Origin of the sequence: Acinetobacter sp. AS5 (genome assembly GCF_048957595.1) — a bacterium.
Classification (GTDB): Bacteria; Pseudomonadota; Gammaproteobacteria; order Pseudomonadales; family Moraxellaceae; genus Acinetobacter.
In genome coordinates, this window is sequence record NZ_JARDAL010000019.1 from 54239 (window position 1) to 75019 (window position 20781).

Consider the following 20781-nt stretch of genomic DNA (forward strand, 5'->3'; position numbering starts at 1 on the left):
ATTAACTATGACGCATCACGAAATTGCGATCATCAATCACAATCACTTGCTGGCAAATTCCGTCTACCCGACGTTGCTGCTCAAATACCTCTTTAGGCATGGACTCAAAACTATCAAAGAAGCTAATTTCATTTTCATCAATTTCATATATCAGGGAATGATTCCCTACTCCCTCTAAGGTGTCATAGAACACAATCACAAAACGTCCTGCTTCTACATTTTCCTGAATTTCTGCATAAGACAATGGCTGTTCTATAACAGGAATATTTAAGCGATATGCTTGTTGATAAAACTCAAGCTCAACCGGCTGTTTGTCTGCATCATATTCACTAAAAAAAGTGACATCCAGTCCTAAGGTCCGCAAAGCAACAGCAAGGGCAATAGTTGAAGTTCCCATCTCGGGATCATATCGACACAGTTGAACCAAGTCCGGAATATGCAGATCAATCCCATAATGATGAAAAATCATCCAAATCGAAAAAATTCCGCTATTGGCTTCCAGATTTTGCAAATCTTCAGGAATTTCGACACTCATAGTTTTACTCAACAACATCTTAACGGGCTAAGTGTAGTCAAAATACAAGCATAAAAAAAGCGACTCCAAAGAGCCGCCTTTTTAATCAGTATTCAATAACGAATTATTGAACTGGTTGTTCAGCTAAAACAGTACGGCTACCAGTAATCGTCGCGAATACACGACGGTTCATAGCACGGCCTTCTTTAGTGTTGTTGTCAGCAATCGGTTGATCCCACGCGAAACCTTGAGTAGACAAACGAGATGCGTCAACGTTGTATTCGTTCACAAGTGAAGATTTAACAGAGTTAGCACGCGCTAGAGATAAACGTTCGTTTAATGCACGTGGACCAGTGTTATCAGTGTGACCTTCGATGCGAGCAGTAGCGTTTGGATATTCAACTAGCTTCTCAGCAACTTTCGCGATTTCTGGTTTGTATTGATCTTTGATGTTTGATTTGTTGGTATCAAAGAACACACGAAGTTCCATGTTCAGGTCTTCAGTCAACTCTTGTGGAGCTGGAGCAACTGGCGTTACTGGCTCAACTGGAGCAACTTCTACCACTGGAGCAGCTGGTTTCAAACGGCCACCTAGAACTACGTTAAGACCAGCAAGTGCTGTATAGTTCCAGAACTGTTCGTCGAAGTGATAAGTACCACGAGCTTCTGTACGGAGCGCCAATGCATCGTTAATGTGCCAGAATGCACCGATACCTGCATTACCTAGAGTACCTTCTTCAGTGTTACCACGGTCAATCGCATTTGCTGCATTTACAGAGTTCTCACGACCTACGCCATCAAATTTGTATTTGTAGTGACCGGCACCTGCTAATAGATAAGGCTTCACTTTGCTGTCATAGTTGCCAGTGATTAAATCAGAAGTAACATAGAAGTTACCATTGATTTGAGTTGATTTGTACTCAGCACCAGGTAGAACTTGTGTATCAGGACGTTGTTCACGATTACGCGAACCATTCATTTGGCTAACATCGCCTTTCACTTGGTTATATTCAGCTTCGAAACCTAACCATGGAGTTAGTTCAACACCAATCGCAGCGCCAACGAACAAGTCGTCTTTCATTTCGCCTTGACCAAGTTTTGAAGATAATAACTGTGATTGACCGTTGTTGTGTTTAGTGTCCTGCCAAGTATAACCAAGCATTAACGGAGTAACAGTTACGCCTGCATTGGCAGCAGCAAAAGGTGCAGCTACAAGCATAGCTAAAGCAATACGACTCATTTTCATGGATTTATCCTCCAGAGATAACAATTGTTGTTCAAGCTCAAGCCCGTAATTAGGCCATCCTGAGATAGGCTTTTTATTACCCCAGTATTATTCTTAAGCTATTCACATGGCATCATACAAACACTTTCTTCTTTTTCCAAGTGCTTGATAAATCTAATCAAGTAAATTATTGACAAAATTACTTACAATTTCCGTTGTAATTCGGTAAATTTTTACTCAATTTTTTATTCTGAATGACCTATTGTGATTGCCAATTATTTTTAACAGCTTTCTTGAAACTTAAGTAAGCACTGATTTACACGCTCAATAAAGCATAAAAAACGTATAATTAATAACATCTTTATTATAAAAATAATATATAAATCAGGTAACTCTATGTATAAAAAAATAACAAGAGCGTTCACTATTGTTGAGTTAATTATCTGTATTGCAATGATCGCAATTCTCGTCAGTATCGCCCTACCGTACTTCCATGAGTATCGATCGAAACAGGAAGCCAAAAGTATTCCGATCAAATTATCTCAAATTAATCGCTATGCACGCAGCCAGGCTGCAGTGTTCCACCAAAATATTGTGATCTGTCCCAGCCAAGATTCTCTGAGTTGCCAAGCCAATCAATGGAATAAGAACATGCTGGTTTTCATTGATAACAATAAAAACAGGCAAGTGGATGCAGGCGAACAAATTTTACATATTGATGTACTTAACCTCAAATACGGTAACCTAAGTTGGCGAGGAACTTTGAGTTTACCGAGTGTCACTTATCAAGCGCACACTGCCTTGCCGATTGGTTCAAATGGTAGTTTCTATTATTGTTCTACCCATCTTTCTAACCAACAGCGTATTGTACTCAGCAAAATGGGGCATATCCGGATTGAAAGTCTCTCGTCTTGCTAACAGAACTATCCAGTTTATGCTTCGCTGCGATTAACGCTTCAATCCTGAGTTTTTTTCAATATACTGCTTAAGTTTGAAAAAATTGATTAAAACTCATACGGAGAGAGAACAATGACTGACATCGTAATTGTCAATGGTGCACGTACAGCCATGGGTGGCTTTCAGGGCAGTCTGGCCAGCGTAACTGCTCCAGAACTCGGTGCGGTCACCATTAAAGAGGCAATTTCCCGTGCTGGTCTGCAACCAGCGGATATTGAAGAAGTCATTATGGGTTGTGTCCTTCCGGCAGGCTTAAAGCAGGGTCCTGCACGTCAAGCGATGCGTCAAGCTGGTCTTCCAGATTCTACTGGTGCTGTGACCATTAATAAATTATGTGGTTCAGGCATGAAAGCCGTCATGCAGGCTGCTGACATGATTAAAGCCGGTTCTGCTGATATCGTGGTTGCCGGTGGCATGGAATCCATGACCAATGCACCCTATGTATTGCCAAAAGCACGTGGCGGTTTCCGTATGGGTCACGGTGAAATCAAGGACCATATGTTTCTAGATGGATTGGAAGATGCTGAAACAGGTCGTTTGATGGGTTCATTTGCCCAAGATATGGCAAATACCAAAGGTTATAGCCGCGAGCAGATGGATGATTTTGCAATTCGCTCATTAAAGCGTGCACAAACTGCTGTCAATGAAGGCTACTTTGCTGATGAAATCGTGCCAGTAACAGTTAAAACCCGCAAAGGCGATGTGGTCGTTGATAAAGATGAACAGCCGTTCAATGCCAACATCGATAAAATTCCAACTTTACGTCCAGCGTTTGACAAAGACGGTACGATTACGGCGGCTAATGCCAGCTCGATTTCAGATGGCGCATCCGCTCTGGTCATTACTTCAGCTGACAATGCAGCAGCAAAAGGCTTAAATCCTTTAGCCAAAATTGTTGCCTATGCATCGAATTCTCAACACCCATCTGAGTTTACCATTGCTCCAGTCGGTGCAATCCAGAAAGTTCTAGATAAAACCGGATGGGCCGCTTCTGATGTCGACCTTTGGGAGATCAATGAAGCCTTTGCCATGGTGACCATGTGTCCAATGGATGAGTTCAAGCTGGATCCTGAAAAAGTCAACATCAATGGTGGTGCCTGTGCACTCGGCCACCCTGTGGGTTCGACCGGTTCACGCATTATCCTGACTTTGATTCATGCTCTGAAACGTACCGGTGGCAAGAAAGGTATTGCTGCCCTGTGTATCGGTGGTGGTGAAGCGACAGCTGTGGCAATTGAATTAATTTAAGATTTAAGAAAGTCTCCCTTTAAAAAGGGAGACTTAGAGGGATTAAATCAATCCTCCCCTAACCCCTTCTTTTTGAAAGAAGGGGAAATTTAAAATGCCTTTATAAAAAGGGATTTTTTATACTTACATTTTGATAAAGTTTGCTCACACGCAATACCGCAAAGTGGCGTAGATTAAAACAAACAAAATAAAAAGGGAGCTCTCCCATGCAACTGAATCATTACCTCAATTTCCAAGGTCAGGCTGAAGCGGCCTTTAACTTTTATAAATCCGTTTTTGGCGGCGAATTTTCAAGCCTAAGTCGTTATGGTGAAATGCCACCCGAAGAAGGTGTCACACTGTCTGAAGCGGATAAAAATAAAATTCTACATATCTCACTTCCCATCAATGAGTTTACCGAACTGATGGCATCCGATACGAATGATCAATTTTGCGCGCAAACCAATACCGTGTTCACGCAAGGTAATAACCACTATATTTCAATTAACTTAGACGCAAGCGAACAAGCTGAAGCACAACGACTTTTTAATGCTTTATCGGTGAATGGTCAAATTGAGATGCCGCTAGAAAAAACCTTTTGGGGCGCACTTTATGCTGCCTTTAGCGATCAGTTTGGAATTCACTGGATGATCAACTGTCAACTTGAAGAAAGTTGAGAATTTTAATCAAGATATAAAAAAGCCGGAATCAATCCGGCTTTTTGACAGGAGCATAATTTAAATTATGCTCCTGTTTGATAATGTGCCTGTGCAACCGCAGTCGATGCCTGATACGGATTTTTGAAATCATTCAAACCGGCAGCGGCTTCCTGAATATCTTTACCTTCTTTAATTACGAAAGTATCGAAACCAGAACGCTTCATGTAATTCAGCACATCTTTGAACACGTCACCAGTGGCTCGTAGTTCACCTTGGAAACCCTGACGGCGAAGAAGTGCTGCAAATGAATAACCACGGCCATCATTAAAACCGGCAAACTCAATGAAGATTGCATCAAGCTGATCTAATGGAAATTCATGATTTTCAGGAGAAGCATCTACAGTTAAGTACAATGCTTTTTTACCTGAAACATTGCCAATCCGATCTAACTGGTCCACAGTCAGAACCACATCACCCTGCGGCAAAACACCATCTTCACCAATCAATTGATAGGTATTGTCTGCAATCGTGCCATCTTTAGAGAGCACTTGAAGTGCGGTATTAAGCATATGCACGCTCCTTAAATGGTTGAATGCCGACACGGCGATAAGTATCGATAAACTCTTCACCATCCTGACGCAGGTCAAGATAAGTATTCAGAATTTCTTCTACGATATCCGGCACGACTTCGGCTGCAAATGATGGCCCAAGAATGTCACCAATCGAAGCATCATGATCGGCATTACCGCCTAAAGTGATCTGGTAGAACTCAGCGCCTTTCTTGTCTACACCCAAGATACCAATATTACCAACGTGGTGATGACCACAGGCATTCATACAACCTGAAATATTTAGATCCAGTTTGCCTAAATTGTAAATCGTATCGAGGTCATCAAAACGGCGTGAAATCGCTTCAGAAATTGGAATGGATTTCGCATTGGCCAATGAACAGAAGTCACCGCCTGGGCAGCAGATGATGTCGGTCAAGAAACCGATATGCGCACGTGCCAGGTTATTTTGGTCAAGAGTTTGCCATACAGCGAACAAATCTTTTTGCGGTACATCCACCAGTGAGATGTTTTGTTCATGCGTGGTACGCAGCTCACCGAAAGTGTACTGATCTGCAAGATCTGCAATCAGGTTCATTTCTTCGGTGCTGACATCACCCGGTGCAATTCCGGCACGTTTCAGTGAAATCGTCACAATACGATAACCTTTCACTTTATGTGCATTGGTATTAATGTTGAACCACTGTTTGAATTTCGGATATTGCGCGAACAATTCAGTGAAATCTTCATCTGCATAATCTTGGTAATCGAATGGCGTGAAGTTCTCATCCATTTTTGCCAAGGTGTCTGCATCGATTTTCAGTGTTTTAACCGTATGCTCAAATTCAGCTTCAACTTTCTCGGCAAATACTGCTGGTGTTAAGGCTTTTACCAGAATCTTGATACGCGCTTTATATTTGTTGTCGCGACGGCCATGCAAGTTATACACACGAAGCACTGCTTCCAGATAAGCAATCAGGTCTTCACGTGGCAAGAACTCACGGATAAAGCTACCAATCACTGGCGTACGGCCGAGACCACCACCGACTTTGATTTTATAGCCCATTTCGCCTGCTTCATTACGCACGATATACACACCGATATCGTGGAATGCAGTAGCTGCACGGTCAGTTTCTTCCAGCGCAGAAACTGCAATCTTGAACTTACGTGGCAAGAAGGCAAATTCCGGATGGAAGGTTGACCATTGACGGATCAATTCACAAGTCGGACGCGGATCGGCAATTTCACCTGCAACCACACCTGCATACTGATCCGTCGTGGTATTACGGATACAGTTACCTGAGGTCTGAATCGCGTGCATTTGCACAGTCGCCAGTTCAGCCAGCATATCCGGCACATTTTCCAGCGCCGGCCAGTTAAACTGGATGTTTTGACGGGTCGAAATATGCGCGTAGCCACGGTCATATTCTTTTGCCAAATCAGCCACTTTACGAAGTTGTTTTGAGTTCATCAAACCATATGGCACGGCAATACGTAACATTGGCGCATAACGCTGTACGTACAGACCATTTTGCAGACGAAGCGGACGATACTCATCTTCAGTGAGTTTACCGGCTAAATAACGTTCCGTTTGGTCACGGAACTGTGCAACACGTTCATTAATCAGTTGCTGATCGAAATCAGTATATAAATACATGGCGTACAGCTAGTAGTTTCTATTATATCGCCGGCAAGGATAGCGAGATTGAACCTATCAATAAAATGCTTTTTATACATATTTCATAGCGGTTTTATTGATAAGCCTGTCAAAGTTTCACGGATCTCAGTATTTACAGCATTCGATTAAATTTAAAGTAATAATGATTAAATTCTTCAATCATTATTACTTATTTTCATATAGAAAGATTTCCCTCTACTCTCGTTATCTACTTTATTAACACTTTAAAAATTCTACCAATTTTGACTCTCTCCCAATTGCTGTCCTACAAATTCATAACGTATCGTGGAACGTGAAAATTTAATCGGGCAAGCCAGTTGTGCTTCGGTTTGCTGACTATTGGATTTGAGTGGCACCTGTACGACCCATCCTCGCTGCTGGGCCAGATCAGAATGTAACGCTTCTTCAAGTTTGAGCACCGGTTCGACACAGACGTCCAGTGCAGCAAACAGCGTTTGCCATGCAGCCAATGGCTTGGTCTTGATTTTATTCTGGATTGCCTGCTTCACTGCAGCATGATCTTCAGCGGCATAAGAAGCACCTTTTTCCAGAAGAATCGGCAGCTCTAAAGCCTGTGCCAGCCCCTGCATAAATTGTGGTTCCAGACTGCCAATCGACAGATAACGCTCATCCTGAGTTTCATAATAGTCGTAAAAAGTCCCGCCATTCAGATAGCCTGATTCAGGCCGTTGATGCTGATTACCGGCCAGACTGGCAGAAGCCGCCAGATTATTCATCGTCACCACGCAATCGGTCATGGAAATATCAATATATTGCCCTTTGCCGCTTTGCTGGCGTTCAATCACCGCAGCCAGAATCGCAATTACGGCATGCATGGAACCACCCGCAACATCAGCGACCTGAATTCCCAAGGCAGGTGGGCCATTTTCAATCCGGCCACTGTGTCCGGCAATTCCGGATAAAGCCAGATAATTAATGTCGTGCCCTGCCTTATCTTTATATGTGCCAGTTTGGCCATAACCGGTAATGGAACAGTAAATCAATTTTGGATTAATTTCGCTTAAGGTTTGATAATCTAAGCCTAGACGCTGCATCACCCCTGGACGGAATTGTTCAATCACAATGTCATAATCTGCAATCTTGGATTTGACCAGTTCGATATTTGCAGGATCTTTCAAATCCAGTGCAACCGATTGCTTGTTTCGATTCAAATAACTTTGTGAAGTGGCCTGTCCATTGGCAAAGGGTGGCATTAATCGCAACAGATCCGCTCGGGTCGGTGATTCAATATGCACAACTTCTGCACCTAAATCAGCAAGATATAATGTGGCAAACGGGCCAGGTAAAAGTGTAGAAAAATCTAGGATTTTCAATCCTTTTAATGTATATGACATTGGAGTATTTGCTCTACTTATATTGCTTTTTTCAGCATCATAGAAACATAAATGCATAAAAACAATGTCATGTTCAGCCATTTACCTTGATAGTTTCGGCAATCTAATATGTAAGAAAATGGCAAAGGTATTCTTGTAAATTGCCATTGCTTTATTATTTTTCGTCATTTAGGTCAATTATTAGTGAACATTAAAGAGACTGAAGGATTAAACATGAGTCGTGATACGATCAGTATCCACTTCGTCAACGCAGCTCTATCTGGCGTTAAACGTCTGGGCATGGATGTCGATACTTTATTGTCTCACGTCGGGATTGAAGCAGAACTGCTGCATCAGCCCAAAGCGCGTATTTCACCTGAACAATATACCCGCTTTATAAAAATGTTGTGGATGGTGACCCAGGACGAGCATGTCGGCTTTGACAAACAGCAACGCCGCTTGGGTACTTTTGCGATTATGTGCCAGCTCATTATTCATGCCAAAACCCTGGGTGATGCACTGGAACTATCTTCCCAGTTCTACAAACTCTTTGGTGATGACTGGTCGGTGACTCTGGAACGTGACAAACACGAAGCACGTCTGGTACCACTTGTTCCAAATGCGATGGATCCGGATCATTTCATTACTGAAAGCATGTTGATGATCTGGCATGGTTTGGCATCTTGGCTCATTGAGCGTCGCCTGCCACTGGAACGCGTGCATTTTAGTTATCCACGTCCAGCACATGCCGATGAATATGATGCCTTATTCTTTGCACCAGTGATGCAGTTCGACATGCCGCGCACCGAAATTACCTTTGCTGCGGACTATCTGGACCTGCCAATTCGCCAGAATGAAGAAACTCTGGAAGAATTTTTGAAAGCAGCGCCAGCTCAACTTCTGGTGAAATTCAAAAATACCAATTCACTGACTTCAAGAATCCGTGATGTGCTCAAGAGCCAGATTGGGGAAGAAATGCCGACATTAAATGATGTCGCATCGATGTTATATCTTTCTCCACAAACCTTGCGTCGCCGTCTGGCAGCCGAAGGCAAAAGCTATCAAGGTGTGAAAGATGCCCTGCGCCGTGATGCCGCAATTCATCTGTTACTTAATCCGGATCTGACCCTCGAAGATGTCGCGCAACAAGTCGGTTTCAGTGAAACCAGTACTTTCCACCGTGCCTTCAAGAAATGGACCGGTGTAACTCCGGGTCTGTATCGCCAATTACATGGTTATCATTGATCAAATGGTGCCTAGCCGCATTTAAAAATTAAAATCGGTTCTCTCCGCCTAAGCCTTAGCTTAGGCTTTTTTATAACTAAAATTGGCTAAATCGCTCAAATGATCTGACCCGTTCTCGTCATTGCACTTCAAAAATTAAGTATTACACTCGAGTCATTAGAATAATTTTCATCAAATCAATAAAAGGGACATGCTATGAGCGAGGCATATATTATTGACGCCATTCGTACGCCACGCGGCAAAGGCAAAAAAGATGGATCTTTACATCAAGTAAAACCCATTTCATTACTGACTGGTTTACTCAATGAACTTCAGGCTCGTCATCAATTTGATACCTCAAAAGTAGATGATATCGTGCTCGGCTGTGTCACCCCAATTGGTGATCAGGGTGCCGATATTGCCAAAACGGCTGCCATCGCTGCCGGCTGGGACAATGATGTGGCGGGTGTGCAAATTAACCGTTTTTGTGCTTCCGGTCTGGAAGCTGTCAATCTGGCCGCACAAAAAGTCCGTTCTGGCTGGGAAGATCTGGTTGTTGCAGGTGGAGTCGAATCCATGTCCCGCGTTCCGATGGGTTCAGACGGTGGTCCTTGGGCACTGGACCCTGAAACCAATATGGCTTGTGACTTTATTCCACAAGGTATTGGTGCGGACTTGATTGCTACCATTGACGGTTATAGCCGTGCAGATGTAGATCAGTTTGCCGAACAATCACAAAAGAAAGCGGCTGCTGCTCAAGCCCATGGCCATTTCAATGCATCCGTGATCCCGGTAAAAGACAAAGCCGGTGTGGTGATTCTGGACAAAGACGAATTTATCAAACCGACAACGACCGCAGAAGGCCTAGGCAAACTCAATCCAAGTTTCGCCACTATGGGGCAAATGGGCTTTGATTCAATTGCCCTGCAAAAATATCCTGAAGTGGGTGCTATCAATCATGTGCATCATGCCGGGAATTCTTCAGGCATTGTCGATGGTGCAGCTGTGGTTTTGATCGCATCCGAACAAGCAGTAAAAGAACAAGGTCTGAAGCCACGTGCCAAAGTACTGGCGACGGCACTGGTCGGTGCAGATCCAACCATTATGCTGACCGGCCCTGCCCCGGCCGCTCGTAAGGCCTTGGCGAAAGCCGGTTTAACAATTGATGATATTGACCTGTTTGAAGTCAATGAAGCCTTTGCTGCTGTGGTGATGCGCTTTATCAATGAAATGAAAGTTGATCCTGCCAAGGTGAATGTCAACGGCGGTGCAATTGCCATGGGACATCCACTCGGTGCGACTGGTGCCATGATTTTAGGGACATTACTGGACGAATTAGAACGCCAGGGCAAAAAACGTGGACTAGCCACACTTTGCGTGGGTGGCGGTATGGGCATCGCAACCATTATTGAACTGGTATAAGGAGAAAAATAATGAGCGCAATTCAATATCAAAAAAATGAAGATAATATTGTTATTTTAACGTTTGATTCTCCAAACCAGTCTGCCAATACCATGAATGCCGACTTTCGCACGGCACTGGATGAAGTCGTTGCCCAGTTACAAGCAGATGAAGATATTGCCGGGATTATTTTCCGTTCAGCGAAAAAAACTTTTTTTGCTGGCGGTGATCTGGATGAACTGATTCAAGCCACTCCTGAACATGCAACTGAATTCTTCAATATGATTGAAGCGATGAAAGCCAAACTACGCTATATCGAAACTCGCGGTATTCCTGTCGTTGCTGCATTGAATGGTACGGCGCTTGGCGGTGGCTGGGAAATTGCCCTGTGTGCCCATCATCGTATTGCCCTGAATGACCCTAAAAGCAAATTTGGCCTACCTGAAGTCACACTGGGTTTATTACCAGGTGGCGGTGGTATCGTCCGTAGCGTCCGCCTGCTCGGTCTGCAAAATGCCCTTCCTTTATTGATGGAAGGCAAACAGTTTGGAGTCGACAAAGCCAGATCTTTAGGGTTGATTCACGATCTCGCAGACAGTGCAGATGGACTCTTAGAAAAAGCCATTGCCTGGATCAAAGCCAATCCAAAGTCACAACAACCTTTCGATGTAAAAGGCTATAAAATTCCGGGTGGTAGCCCTTCGACACCAGCAGTTGCCCAGATGCTGGCAATTGCTCCGGCGATGCTGCGCGATAAGACCAAAGGCTGCTACCCTGCACCTGAAGCAATCATGTCAGCTGCGGTAGAAGGTGCACAGGTCGATGTCGATACAGCCCTGACCATTGAATCACGTTACTTTACTTATCTTACCATCGGTCAAATTTCTAAAAATATGATTGGCACCTTCTGGCATGGTCTGAATGCAATCAAGTCCGGCGCCAGTCGCCCTCAAGGTATTGCAGCGTGGAAAGCCACTAAAGTCGGCATTTTGGGCGCAGGCATGATGGGTGCTGGGATCGCCTACGCTACTGCCAGCAAGGGCATACCAGTCGTTCTAAAAGATATTTCATTAGAAGCGGCTGAAAAAGGCAAAGCCTACAGCCAGAAACTGCTGGATAAAAAAGTCGCTCAAGGGCGTTTAACAGCCGAGAAACGAGATCAGTTTTTAAGCCTGATTCAAACGACTGAATCTAATGCAGATCTAGCAGGTTGCGACCTGATCATTGAAGCAGTTTTTGAAAATCCCGCGCTCAAGGCTCAAGTCACGCAAGAGGCAGAGCAATATCTTGCCAGCAACGGCGTGATGGCATCTAATACCTCGACCCTGCCGATTACAGATTTAGCCCAGGCTTCAAAAAATGATCAGAACTTCATCGGCCTGCATTTCTTCAGTCCGGTCGATAAAATGCAGCTGGTGGAAATTATCAAAGGTAAAAACACCTCGGCAGAAACGCTGGCCAAAGCTTTCGATTTCGTGCAGCAAATTGGCAAATTACCGATTGTGGTGAATGACAGCCGGGGATTCTTTACCAGCCGCGTGTTTGGTAGCTTTGTGCAGGAAGGCTTGCATCTGCTGGCAGAAGGTGTGCATCCAGCGCGAATTGAAATGGCTACACTCAAAGCCGGTATGCCAGTGGGCCCGTTGGCGATTCAGGATGAAGTGTCCTTAACATTATCTGAACATGTAGCCAATGAAAGATACAAAGCTTTAGAAGCACAAGGTCAGACCATCATTAAATCACCCGCTGATGACGTGATTCACAGCATGATTCACGAATTTAACCGTAAAGGTAAGGCTACAGGCGCAGGTTTTTATGATTATCCGGCCGATGCCAAAAAGCAGCTCTGGACTGGCCTCAGCCACTGGAAAAAAGACAACGATATTTCTGAACAGGAAATGATTGACCGCTTCCTGTTTGTACAGGCATTAGATACCGTGCGCTGTCTGGAAGAAGGTGTCCTGGAATCTGTGGTCGATGCCAATGTCGGTTCTATTTTTGGTATTGGCTTTGCCGCCTGGACGGGCGGTGCTGTGCAATTCCTGAATCAGTATGGTTTAGCCAAAGCCGTGACCCGTGCCAAAGTACTTGAAAATAAATATGGCGAACGCTTCAAAGCCCCACAACTCCTCAAAGATCGCGCAGCACACGCCCAGCCCATTCAATAGTGTGGCCACTTAAATAAAAAAGAGGAACGTGTTTCCTCTTTTTTTATCTTTCAGCTTTGCTTCAAACAATGAACAGAGTTATGTGATGACAGATTTTGATCTGCTTTTTGATCAATTTATGTTATAAAGTTACATAAGTTTGGTATCCACGTGGGTAAAACCTATGACTGATCACAGTTCACCTGAAAAATCTCCTTGGGGTTGGAAAGCACTTATTATCTTCTGTATTTTAGGTGGATTATTCATGCTTATTTTTTGGCTCGCGATAAGTAATGAACCAGATTACATGCCAAGCCAGCAAAATAAACAGACTACCCAGCAGCATGCTTTTAAGAATGCGCCGACGATGTCTCCAGAAGCCATTGCCAAAGCGCAAGCGGATCGTGAAGCACGTGAAGCGGCCAATGCTCATCCAGGTACGACAGCCGCTGAACACAATATGTCAGCTGAAGAACATGTCAATATGGATAATGCCGAGCACAGCTCAAATGCAGCGCATGGCCACTGAGCTAGATTCAGTCTATGCCTAAAAAGCGAGGTCAATGCCTCGCTTTTTTGTATTTGAATGGCTGAAAATTAAAGCTTTAAATACATATCGACATGCGGAATCCCACAATCCAGATATTCATCACCTTGAGCTTCAAATCCCAGCGCTTGATAGAAGCCAATGGCCTGCACTTGCGAAGACAGCTTGACCAACTCGCGCTGCTCGGTACGCGCATAGTCAATCACGGCCTGCATCAAGCGTTGACCAACCCCTAAACCGCGTACTGTAGTTAGGACTGCAACCCGACCGATACTGTGATTTGACAATAAGCGTGCTGTTGCAATCGCCTGATCCTGCTGAAAAACAATGAAATGTACAGCAACCGCATCCTCAGCATCCCATTCATCTTCATCTGCAATATGCTGTTCTTGAATAAATACGGCTTCACGAATCGCTTTGGCATACACTGCCAAAGCTTTCCAGCTGCCGGACACTATTTTAAGTTCTGGACTATTTAGCATTTAGAACCAATTCCCTGCTGATCCCACTGGTCATTAAGCAACAATTCCAGTGAATGTTTCTGGATCCCATACATCTCTTTTAGTGCCTGTATTTGTACCAGAACTTCCTGATCGGGCTGTTGATAGTCTTTACGCTTTGTCGCCAGAATCATTTTATTTTTACTGGTATGTTCTAGCGCCACAAATTCAAAAACTTTGGTTTCATAGCCATAAGCTTTGAGCAGTAAAGCACGAATGGTATCGGTCAGCATTTCTGCCTGCTGTCCGGCATGAATGCCAAACTGTAACATCGGACTCAGGACTTTCGGTGCTTGTAACTGTGGACGCAATTCCTTATGACAACATGGCGCACACATGATCATCTGTGCATTCAGGCGAATGCCACTATGAATCGCAAAATCTGTCGCTACATCACAGGCATGCAAGGCAATCATCACATCCAGACGTTCTGGCGCATAAGTACGCACATCCCCCTGGAAAAAGTCCAGTTGATCAAAACCAGATTGCTGCGCGACATTCTGACAGAACTCAACCATTTTCGGATTAAGCTCTACTCCAGTGACATACGGCGTTTGACCATGTTTTTGCATATAGTCATATAAAGCACAGGTCAGATAGCCCTTACCCGAACCAAAATCCACCACGCGCAGGCCTTCGGCTTGTGGCTTAATCTGCGCCAAGGCACCTGAGAAAATTTCCACAAACTTATTAATCTGCTTCCATTTGCGCGCCATGCTCGGAATGATTTGCGCTTTTTGATCGGTAATCCCGAGATGCTGGAGAAAGATACTATCCTGATCGACAAAACGTTGTTTAATCCGGTCATGACCTTGTTCAGCAGGCTTCGCCTGATTCATCGCTACTTTATGTTTACTGCGCGTTAACATGGCTTTTTTCTTGTTTTTTTTCAGCTGTAATTCTTCATCGACGGTGATCAGATTGGCTTGTTTGCAACACGCCAGCAGTGAAGTAACCTGAAATAATGCTTCATCCAAAGGATAATTCTTGGTGACATCCTGCGTCTTGTAACGATACAGGCAGCTCAATACGCGCTGTTCATTTAATGTAATGACTCGCAAGGTCATTTTTTCTAAATCCTGCAGTTCACCTTTATACTGGCTTAAGATCAGGCGATCAAATTGATCCCTTTCAACAGCTTGCTGAAAGGTGTCCAAGAATTGCTGTTCCTGATCTGAGAGAGTTGCCAACGTTGACATAGATAAAACCTGAAATGAATTGCGCATCAAGTTTAAATCTTCTTAACCTAAAAGCAAAATTGAATTACTATACAAGTGTATATTTGAAGAAGAATGACAATCATGCAGAATGCTCCACTGGTTCCAGATTATGATCAAAATGAGGAACGGATTAACTATATTAGTCATGGCCTAGGTGCCGGGCTATCCATTGTTGCTGGTATTCTTTTGATTATTAAAGGGTCTTACCTAAGTACTGGACAATGGATTGGACTGTGGGTTTATGCACTGAGCATGATTCTGCTGTTTTCTGCTTCTATGCTCTATCACATGGCCACTGCAGCAGACCGCCGTTATTTTTATAAAAAAGTCGATCATACTGCGATATATTATTTAATCGCCGGAACCTATACCCCTTTCCTGTCAATTGCCATTCCGACCGCCAAAGCCCAGTATTTATTGATTGCGCTGTGGGTGATTGCCCTTCTTGGCACACTTTTCAAGTTCGTTTTCATTCATCGTTTCCAGAAACTTTCTTTGGCGGCTTATCTGGCCATGGGCTGGCTGGCGCTGCTGGTGATTGATGACATGCAGCAATATTTAAGTGCTCAATCTTTAACCTTTCTCATCATTGGTGGACTCGCTTATACCGTGGGTGCATTGTTTTACGCTTTAAAAAGAGTAAGATATACCCACGCTATCTGGCACATATTTGTATTGATAGGCGCAGGATCACATTTTCTGTCTATCTATCTTTACGTGATTTAATCATCTCCTTTTTCATTTCAGTGACCCTGAGCGAGTTGAAGCGAGAAGATTGCAGTTGTTTTTTTAAAAAATTACGCCTTTTTTAAAAAGATTACGCTTTTAAAACTAAGTTTTTTTATTTTTAGTAAGTGTAAGGTTTTCCATGGCGTCGTCTAATTCTGCTGCTCAGCCAGCACAAAATTCAAAATTTCGCGTTTTAACAGCAAGCTTGGTAGGCACCACAATCGAATTCTTCGATTTTTATATTTATGCCACCGCTGCTGTCATTATTTTTCCGTATCTGTTCTTCCCTGCCAGTACAGACCCGATGACCGCAACCATTCAGTCTCTTGCGACTTTTGCCATTGCATTTATTGCCCGTCCGATTGGTGCAGCATTATTTGGTCATTTAGGTGACCGGATCGGACGAAAAGCCACCTTGGTTGCAGCTTTGCTAACTATGGGGATTTCAACCGTTGCGATTGGCCTGTTACCAACTTATGCGCAAATCGGAATTGCTGCGCCATTGTTACTTGCACTGTGCCGTTTAGGTCAGGGCTTGGGTCTAGGTGGTGAATGGTCAGGTGCTGTACTTCTTGCAACTGAAAATGCCCCGGAAGGCAAACGTGCCTGGTATGGCATGTTCCCGCAACTGGGTGCCCCGATTGGCTTTATTCTGGCAACAGGTTCTTTCCTGACACTTGGCGCTTTCATGTCTGAAGCTGACTTTATGGCGTGGGGCTGGCGTATTCCGTTTATCTCAAGTGCCTTGTTGGTGATTGTCGGTTTATGGATTCGTCTAAAATTGCATGAAACCCCTGCTTTCCAGAAAGTGCTGGATAAACAAAAAGAAGTGAACGTTCCTTTTGTTCAGGTGTTTAAAAAGCATTCTCGTATGCTGGTTCTGGGTACGATTGCTGCAATCTGTACATTCGTTGTGTTCTATCTTACTACGGTATTTGCATTGCAATGGGGAACCAAACAACTCGGTTATTCTCGTGAAGAATTCCTGCAATTGCAGTTAGTTGCAACCCTGTGTTTTGCTGCATTTATCCCGCTTTCAGCAGTATTGGCTGAGAAATTTGGCCGTAAGACCACTTCGATTGCGGTATGTGTCATTTCTGCGATCTTCGGTATCTTCTTTGCAGATATGCTTGAATCTGGCAGCACCTTGGTGGTGTTCCTGTTCTTGTGTATTGGTCTGGCGATCATGGGCTTAACTTATGGGCCAATCGGTACTGTATTGTCTGAAATTTTCCCGACTTCAGTACGTTATACGGGTTCTGCATTAACCTTTAACTTGGCAGGTATCTTCGGTGCATCATTTGCACCGCTAATCGCAACCAAGCTGGCAACGGCCTATGGTTTGTCTGCAGTCGGTTATTACCTGACCGCAGCATCTATCCTGTCGCTTGTCGCGTTTTTACTGATTCGTGAAACCAAGAATGATGATGTAAATAATCAGATCTAAGGTTTTAGATCAATTCAAAAGCCAGCACTCGATGCTGGCTTTTTTATGATTTCACAACAAAACTTGGCTACTTATCTTGTTAAATTTGCTCAACAATCAAATGAACTGAATTCAAAAAATGAGGCAAGGCCATGCAGGATCTTATTGAATACCTATCGCAGGAGCAGTTGGTCAATATCATTATTTTGCTGGAAGATGATAAAAAATTAGAAGCTGTTCGCTATATCACCGAGAATACGCCCTTGGATGAAGCTCAGGCACTGCAAGTGATTGATGAAATTGTGCGGGAACATGACGTGGTCATGAAGCATGAAAGTACCGGTCCACGCTTTAGTGATGACGCCGGTGATATCGACCTGGTGACACCGCCACTGGAAATCCCCACCCATCCTAGTTTAAGCACATCCACAGAAGCTGAAATTACTGCACAACAATTACGTGAAAATGTGCCAACCCGAAAAATCGAAAAGAAAATCTGGATGATGGCGGCCATCGCGGTGGTGTTGCTGATTCTGGTCTGGATCATCAGTTAACACGGTACAGAACGCCGACTGAATTTAAATCAGTTCAATAATATCAATGGTAGGCGGCACCCGGAAACGGAAAGGCACACCGACCAAGCCGGTACCGACAGTGACGAACACATCTGCATGTTCATGACGGTACATGCCCTTTTTATGTCCTAAAATTGAAACTTTTTTCATGACGTAATTAGTTAGCCAAGGTAGCTCCACCTGTCCGCCATGGGTATGTCCAGACAGCATCAGAGGGCGCGTCGGCAGTTTCGGAATCATATCGACCGTATCCGGGTTATGCGAAAGAATGACCCAAGGCTTGTCCTGAGGCAAGTCGGGCAAACTGCGCATATCGGCTTTACCAGCCCAGAGATCACCCACGCCCAAAAGTCGGAATTCATCAAATTCAACAATTTGACCTTCAATATCCATAACCTGATTGACTTGCAATGCATAGTGCAACAGTTCCCGAATCGGTGGTCCGGGATATTGCTCATCGTGATTACCATTGACCGAATAAACGGGAGCGTGAATCTCTTTTAAAACTGCCAGTTCCTGTGCCAGTTTATTTTCTGGCTCATAAGTCCAGTCGCCGGCGACCACCACCAAATCAGGTTGAATATGATTTAATTTGTGTACAATTTGTCGCAACTGACGTTCATGACCCGAAAACAAACCGATATGTAAATCTGCAATCAGGGCGATTTTCACCGGCTGCTTTAAACGTTTATCTGCATTGATCTGATATTGTGTCGTTTTCACTTGAATTAGATGCGGCTCGATAAAGCGTGCATAAGTCAAAACCCCACTGAGTAAAAATACAAAAATGGCTTCATGCAGAGAATAATACCCCGTCCATCCAGCATAAATACTGAAGAAAACCAAAGGGATTAATAAATAGGCAAGATAAAACGCCAGCAAATGACCAAAAGCTTTAAAGGGATGAATGGTTTCGGTACGTGACTGGCTCGACCATGCCTGAGCCACCGCCCAGATGGCTAAAATCGCCATTCCTAGATAAAAATAAAACAGTACGGAATTTGAATCCCACATAAATTGGCCTTATTCAGTCGAGCAGCAGATTACTGGCTTTATATTTATCTTTTCATAGCTGGCAATTATACTCAATTCTAATTTTTCATTCTTCGACTTATATGGCCACTGCTCCCCGCGATCAAGTTCACCTTCAATCCTCAAGTTTTATACGCACTCATCGCTATAAAGCCGGCATTTTACTGAGCTGTAGCCTGGTTCTGGGTCTGCCTGCATGTAGCACCTTACCCAAACAAACCGAACAGCCGAGCCAGATGGCATTTGAAACGGATACATCGCAAACCAGTCTGGCACAGATTGTTGAACCTTTACGTGTACAAAATATCGGGCTGACCGGTTATCGGGTGCTCTATGATCCGCTTGAAGCACTGGCTGCGCGAATCCAGCTGATTAATAAAGCGGAACGCAGTCTGGATCTGCAATATTACATCTGGGATAATGACCGAATCGGTGCCCTTGCCCTGCATGCGATTATTCAGGCAGCAGATCGTGGCGTAAAAGTACGCCTGTTGATGGATGATAATAATGCCAAGAAAATGGAAGGAATTTATCTGGCCTTAAACCAGCATCAAAATATCGATGTCAAACTGTATAACCCCTATCGCTTCCGTAAATACCGCGCCATGGACATGGTGCTGGACTTAAAACGCATTAACCGCCGCATGCATAATAAAAGCTTTATTGCCGACAACCAGATTGCCTTGATTGGCGGCCGCAATATGAGTAACCAGTATTATAATGTCAGTGAAAGCTATCAGTTCTCCGATGTCGATGTGATGCTGGTCGGTGCGGCATCGGATGAAATCATTCATTCCTTCGATGAATACTGGAATGATGATTATGCCTATCCGGTGCAAGAGGTTGTCAATCCGCGCCATCATGGCTTACGTTTCCCAAGCTTAAAACAGCAGCTAGAAACCCATAGTCAGGATCCAGCGACTCAAAATTATCTGGATCTGGCCAATCGTTCCAGAGCCTTTGACCAATGGCTGGAACAAAATATTCAGCTAGATTGGGTTGAGGCCGAAGTAGTCAAAGATCCACCGAGCAAAATCAAGGCCAAAGCCAAAACCGAAGAACACCTGAATTTCCAGTTATTACAGCGTCTGGAAAAACCTGAACAAAGTGTGGATATTGTCTCTGCCTATTTCGTTCCGGAAAAAATCGGCGCAGACCGTTTAAAGAAACTGGCGAATGAAAATATCAAGGTTCGCGTCCTGACCAACTCTTTTAAGGCCAATGACGTTGCCGTGGTGCATGCTTTTTATGCCAAATATCGTCAGGATCTATTGGAAAATGATGTGCAGTTGTATGAGTTTCTGGCAGCGCCAGAAGCTAATCACCTAAATGCCAATACTGAGGAAATTTCAAAAAAAGCCAAAGTCAGCCTGAAAGGACTGAGTCGTTCTAGCCTGCATGCCAAGTTGATGGCAATCGATCAAAAACAGGTATTTATTGGTTCTTTTAATTTTGATCCGCGTTCAGCTTATCTGAATACTGAAATTGGTGTGTTGCTGAACAGTCCGTCCTTGGCACGTGCAGTGCATGAGACCATGGATCAGAACTTGAGTAAATATGCCTATAAACTGGTGCTGGATGCGAATCAGAACATTAACTGGAAAATCAAGAAAGCCAATGGTGACGTTCAAACATTTACCAAAGAGCCAAAAATGAAATGGTATCAGAAAGCTGGACTTAAACTGGTGTCGTGGCTGCCAATTGAAGGTTTTATGTAAGCTGGATTCTTTGAACAGAAACCATAAAAAAGCCTCTTATTGATAATGCCAGTCAGTTAAGAAATTGACTGGCATTTTCTTGGGTATTTCTGCGGTTTTCCTTTCACAACTCGTGGGCAA

19 protein-coding genes are annotated in these 20781 nt (G+C 43.9%); 11 read left to right on the top strand and 8 right to left on the bottom strand.

The window, feature by feature from the left end; all coding sequences use genetic code 11:
• Position 1: 1 nt before the first annotated feature.
• Together PV763_RS07825 and omp38 are read right to left on the bottom strand one after the other, a co-directional pair.
• Positions 2 to 535 (bottom strand): peptidase C39, encoded by a 534-nt coding sequence (locus PV763_RS07825; RefSeq protein ID WP_420937598.1) that lies wholly within the window; start codon positions 533 to 535, stop codon positions 2 to 4.
• Between the two features lie 103 nt (positions 536 to 638).
• On the bottom strand, positions 639 to 1760 hold the full coding sequence (omp38, locus tag PV763_RS07830; RefSeq protein WP_420937599.1) for an outer membrane protein Omp38: 1122 nt from the start codon (positions 1758 to 1760) through the stop codon (positions 639 to 641).
• 375 nt (positions 1761 to 2135) lie between these two features.
• Between omp38 and PV763_RS07835 the strand changes: the two genes are divergently transcribed.
• The 3 genes from PV763_RS07835 to PV763_RS07845 all read left to right on the top strand — a co-directional run bounded on the left by PV763_RS07835 (position 2136) and on the right by PV763_RS07845 (position 4600).
• On the top strand, positions 2136 to 2657 hold the full coding sequence (locus tag PV763_RS07835) for a GspH/FimT family pseudopilin (protein WP_420937600.1): 522 nt from the start codon (positions 2136 to 2138) through the stop codon (positions 2655 to 2657).
• 111 nt (positions 2658 to 2768) lie between these two features.
• Positions 2769 to 3944, top strand: a complete 1176-nt coding sequence (locus PV763_RS07840) for a thiolase family protein (protein ID WP_420937601.1) — start codon at positions 2769 to 2771, stop codon at positions 3942 to 3944.
• 206 nt (positions 3945 to 4150) lie between these two features.
• Positions 4151 to 4600, top strand: coding sequence for a VOC family protein (locus PV763_RS07845; RefSeq protein ID WP_005252744.1), 450 nt, complete (start codon positions 4151 to 4153; stop codon positions 4598 to 4600).
• 65 nt (positions 4601 to 4665) lie between these two features.
• Here the strand turns inward: PV763_RS07845 and PV763_RS07850 are convergent, their stop codons facing one another.
• From PV763_RS07850 to PV763_RS07860, 3 genes are all read right to left on the bottom strand, one after another.
• A complete protein-coding gene (locus tag PV763_RS07850; RefSeq protein ID WP_005252746.1) occupies positions 4666 to 5151 on the bottom strand; it encodes a DUF934 domain-containing protein in 486 nt (161 codons plus the stop codon).
• On the bottom strand, positions 5144 to 6787 hold the full coding sequence (locus PV763_RS07855) for a nitrite/sulfite reductase (protein ID WP_005252749.1): 1644 nt from the start codon (positions 6785 to 6787) through the stop codon (positions 5144 to 5146). Before PV763_RS07855 ends, PV763_RS07850 begins: the two co-directional genes overlap by 8 nt.
• Positions 6788 to 7041: 254 nt before the next feature.
• Entirely contained in the window at positions 7042 to 8163 is a 1122-nt protein-coding gene (locus PV763_RS07860; RefSeq protein WP_420937602.1) for a CaiB/BaiF CoA transferase family protein, read from the bottom strand.
• 213 nt (positions 8164 to 8376) lie between these two features.
• Here PV763_RS07860 and PV763_RS07865 point away from each other — a divergent pair, with 213 nt between their 5' ends.
• From PV763_RS07865 to PV763_RS07880, 4 genes are all read left to right on the top strand, one after another.
• A complete protein-coding gene (locus PV763_RS07865; RefSeq protein WP_420937603.1) occupies positions 8377 to 9387 on the top strand; it encodes an AraC family transcriptional regulator in 1011 nt (336 codons plus the stop codon).
• 195 nt (positions 9388 to 9582) lie between these two features.
• Positions 9583 to 10788, top strand: a complete 1206-nt coding sequence (locus PV763_RS07870) for an acetyl-CoA C-acetyltransferase (RefSeq protein WP_004732160.1) — start codon at positions 9583 to 9585, stop codon at positions 10786 to 10788.
• A gap of 11 nt (positions 10789 to 10799) precedes the next feature.
• Positions 10800 to 12935: a 3-hydroxyacyl-CoA dehydrogenase NAD-binding domain-containing protein gene (locus PV763_RS07875; protein ID WP_420937604.1), complete on the top strand. Its 2136-nt coding sequence runs from the start codon at positions 10800 to 10802 to the stop codon at positions 12933 to 12935.
• A 163-nt stretch (positions 12936 to 13098) separates the two neighbouring features.
• Positions 13099 to 13443 (top strand): hypothetical protein, encoded by a 345-nt coding sequence (locus PV763_RS07880; RefSeq protein ID WP_253148072.1) that lies wholly within the window; start codon positions 13099 to 13101, stop codon positions 13441 to 13443.
• A gap of 68 nt (positions 13444 to 13511) precedes the next feature.
• On the opposite strand, the gene PV763_RS07885 is transcribed toward PV763_RS07880, so the two are convergent.
• Both PV763_RS07885 and PV763_RS07890 read right to left on the bottom strand, forming a co-directional pair.
• The gene (locus PV763_RS07885; RefSeq protein WP_420937605.1) at positions 13512 to 13943 is read right to left on the bottom strand and encodes a GNAT family N-acetyltransferase; all 432 of its coding nucleotides are present in this window, start codon (positions 13941 to 13943) and stop codon (positions 13512 to 13514) included.
• Entirely contained in the window at positions 13937 to 15160 is a 1224-nt protein-coding gene (locus PV763_RS07890) for a class I SAM-dependent methyltransferase (protein WP_420937606.1), read from the bottom strand. Before PV763_RS07890 ends, PV763_RS07885 begins: the two co-directional genes overlap by 7 nt.
• 102 nt (positions 15161 to 15262) lie before the next feature.
• Between PV763_RS07890 and trhA the strand changes: the two genes are divergently transcribed.
• The 3 genes from trhA to PV763_RS07905 all read left to right on the top strand — a co-directional run bounded on the left by trhA (position 15263) and on the right by PV763_RS07905 (position 17890).
• A complete protein-coding gene (gene trhA, locus PV763_RS07895; protein ID WP_168730863.1) occupies positions 15263 to 15907 on the top strand; it encodes a PAQR family membrane homeostasis protein TrhA in 645 nt (214 codons plus the stop codon).
• A 142-nt stretch (positions 15908 to 16049) separates the two neighbouring features.
• On the top strand, positions 16050 to 17357 hold the full coding sequence (locus PV763_RS07900; RefSeq protein WP_219308548.1) for an MFS transporter: 1308 nt from the start codon (positions 16050 to 16052) through the stop codon (positions 17355 to 17357).
• 131 nt (positions 17358 to 17488) lie between these two features.
• Positions 17489 to 17890, top strand: coding sequence for a hypothetical protein (locus PV763_RS07905; protein WP_216986274.1), 402 nt, complete (start codon positions 17489 to 17491; stop codon positions 17888 to 17890).
• 24 nt (positions 17891 to 17914) lie between these two features.
• Here the strand turns inward: PV763_RS07905 and PV763_RS07910 are convergent, their stop codons facing one another.
• Positions 17915 to 18925, bottom strand: coding sequence for a metallophosphoesterase (locus PV763_RS07910; protein ID WP_004281695.1), 1011 nt, complete (start codon positions 18923 to 18925; stop codon positions 17915 to 17917).
• Positions 18926 to 19026: 101 nt separating this feature from the next.
• On the opposite strand from PV763_RS07910, the gene PV763_RS07915 reads away from it, so the two are divergent.
• Positions 19027 to 20661 (top strand): phospholipase D family protein, encoded by a 1635-nt coding sequence (locus PV763_RS07915; RefSeq protein WP_171526259.1) that lies wholly within the window; start codon positions 19027 to 19029, stop codon positions 20659 to 20661.
• The last annotated feature ends 120 nt before the right edge of the window (positions 20662 to 20781 follow it).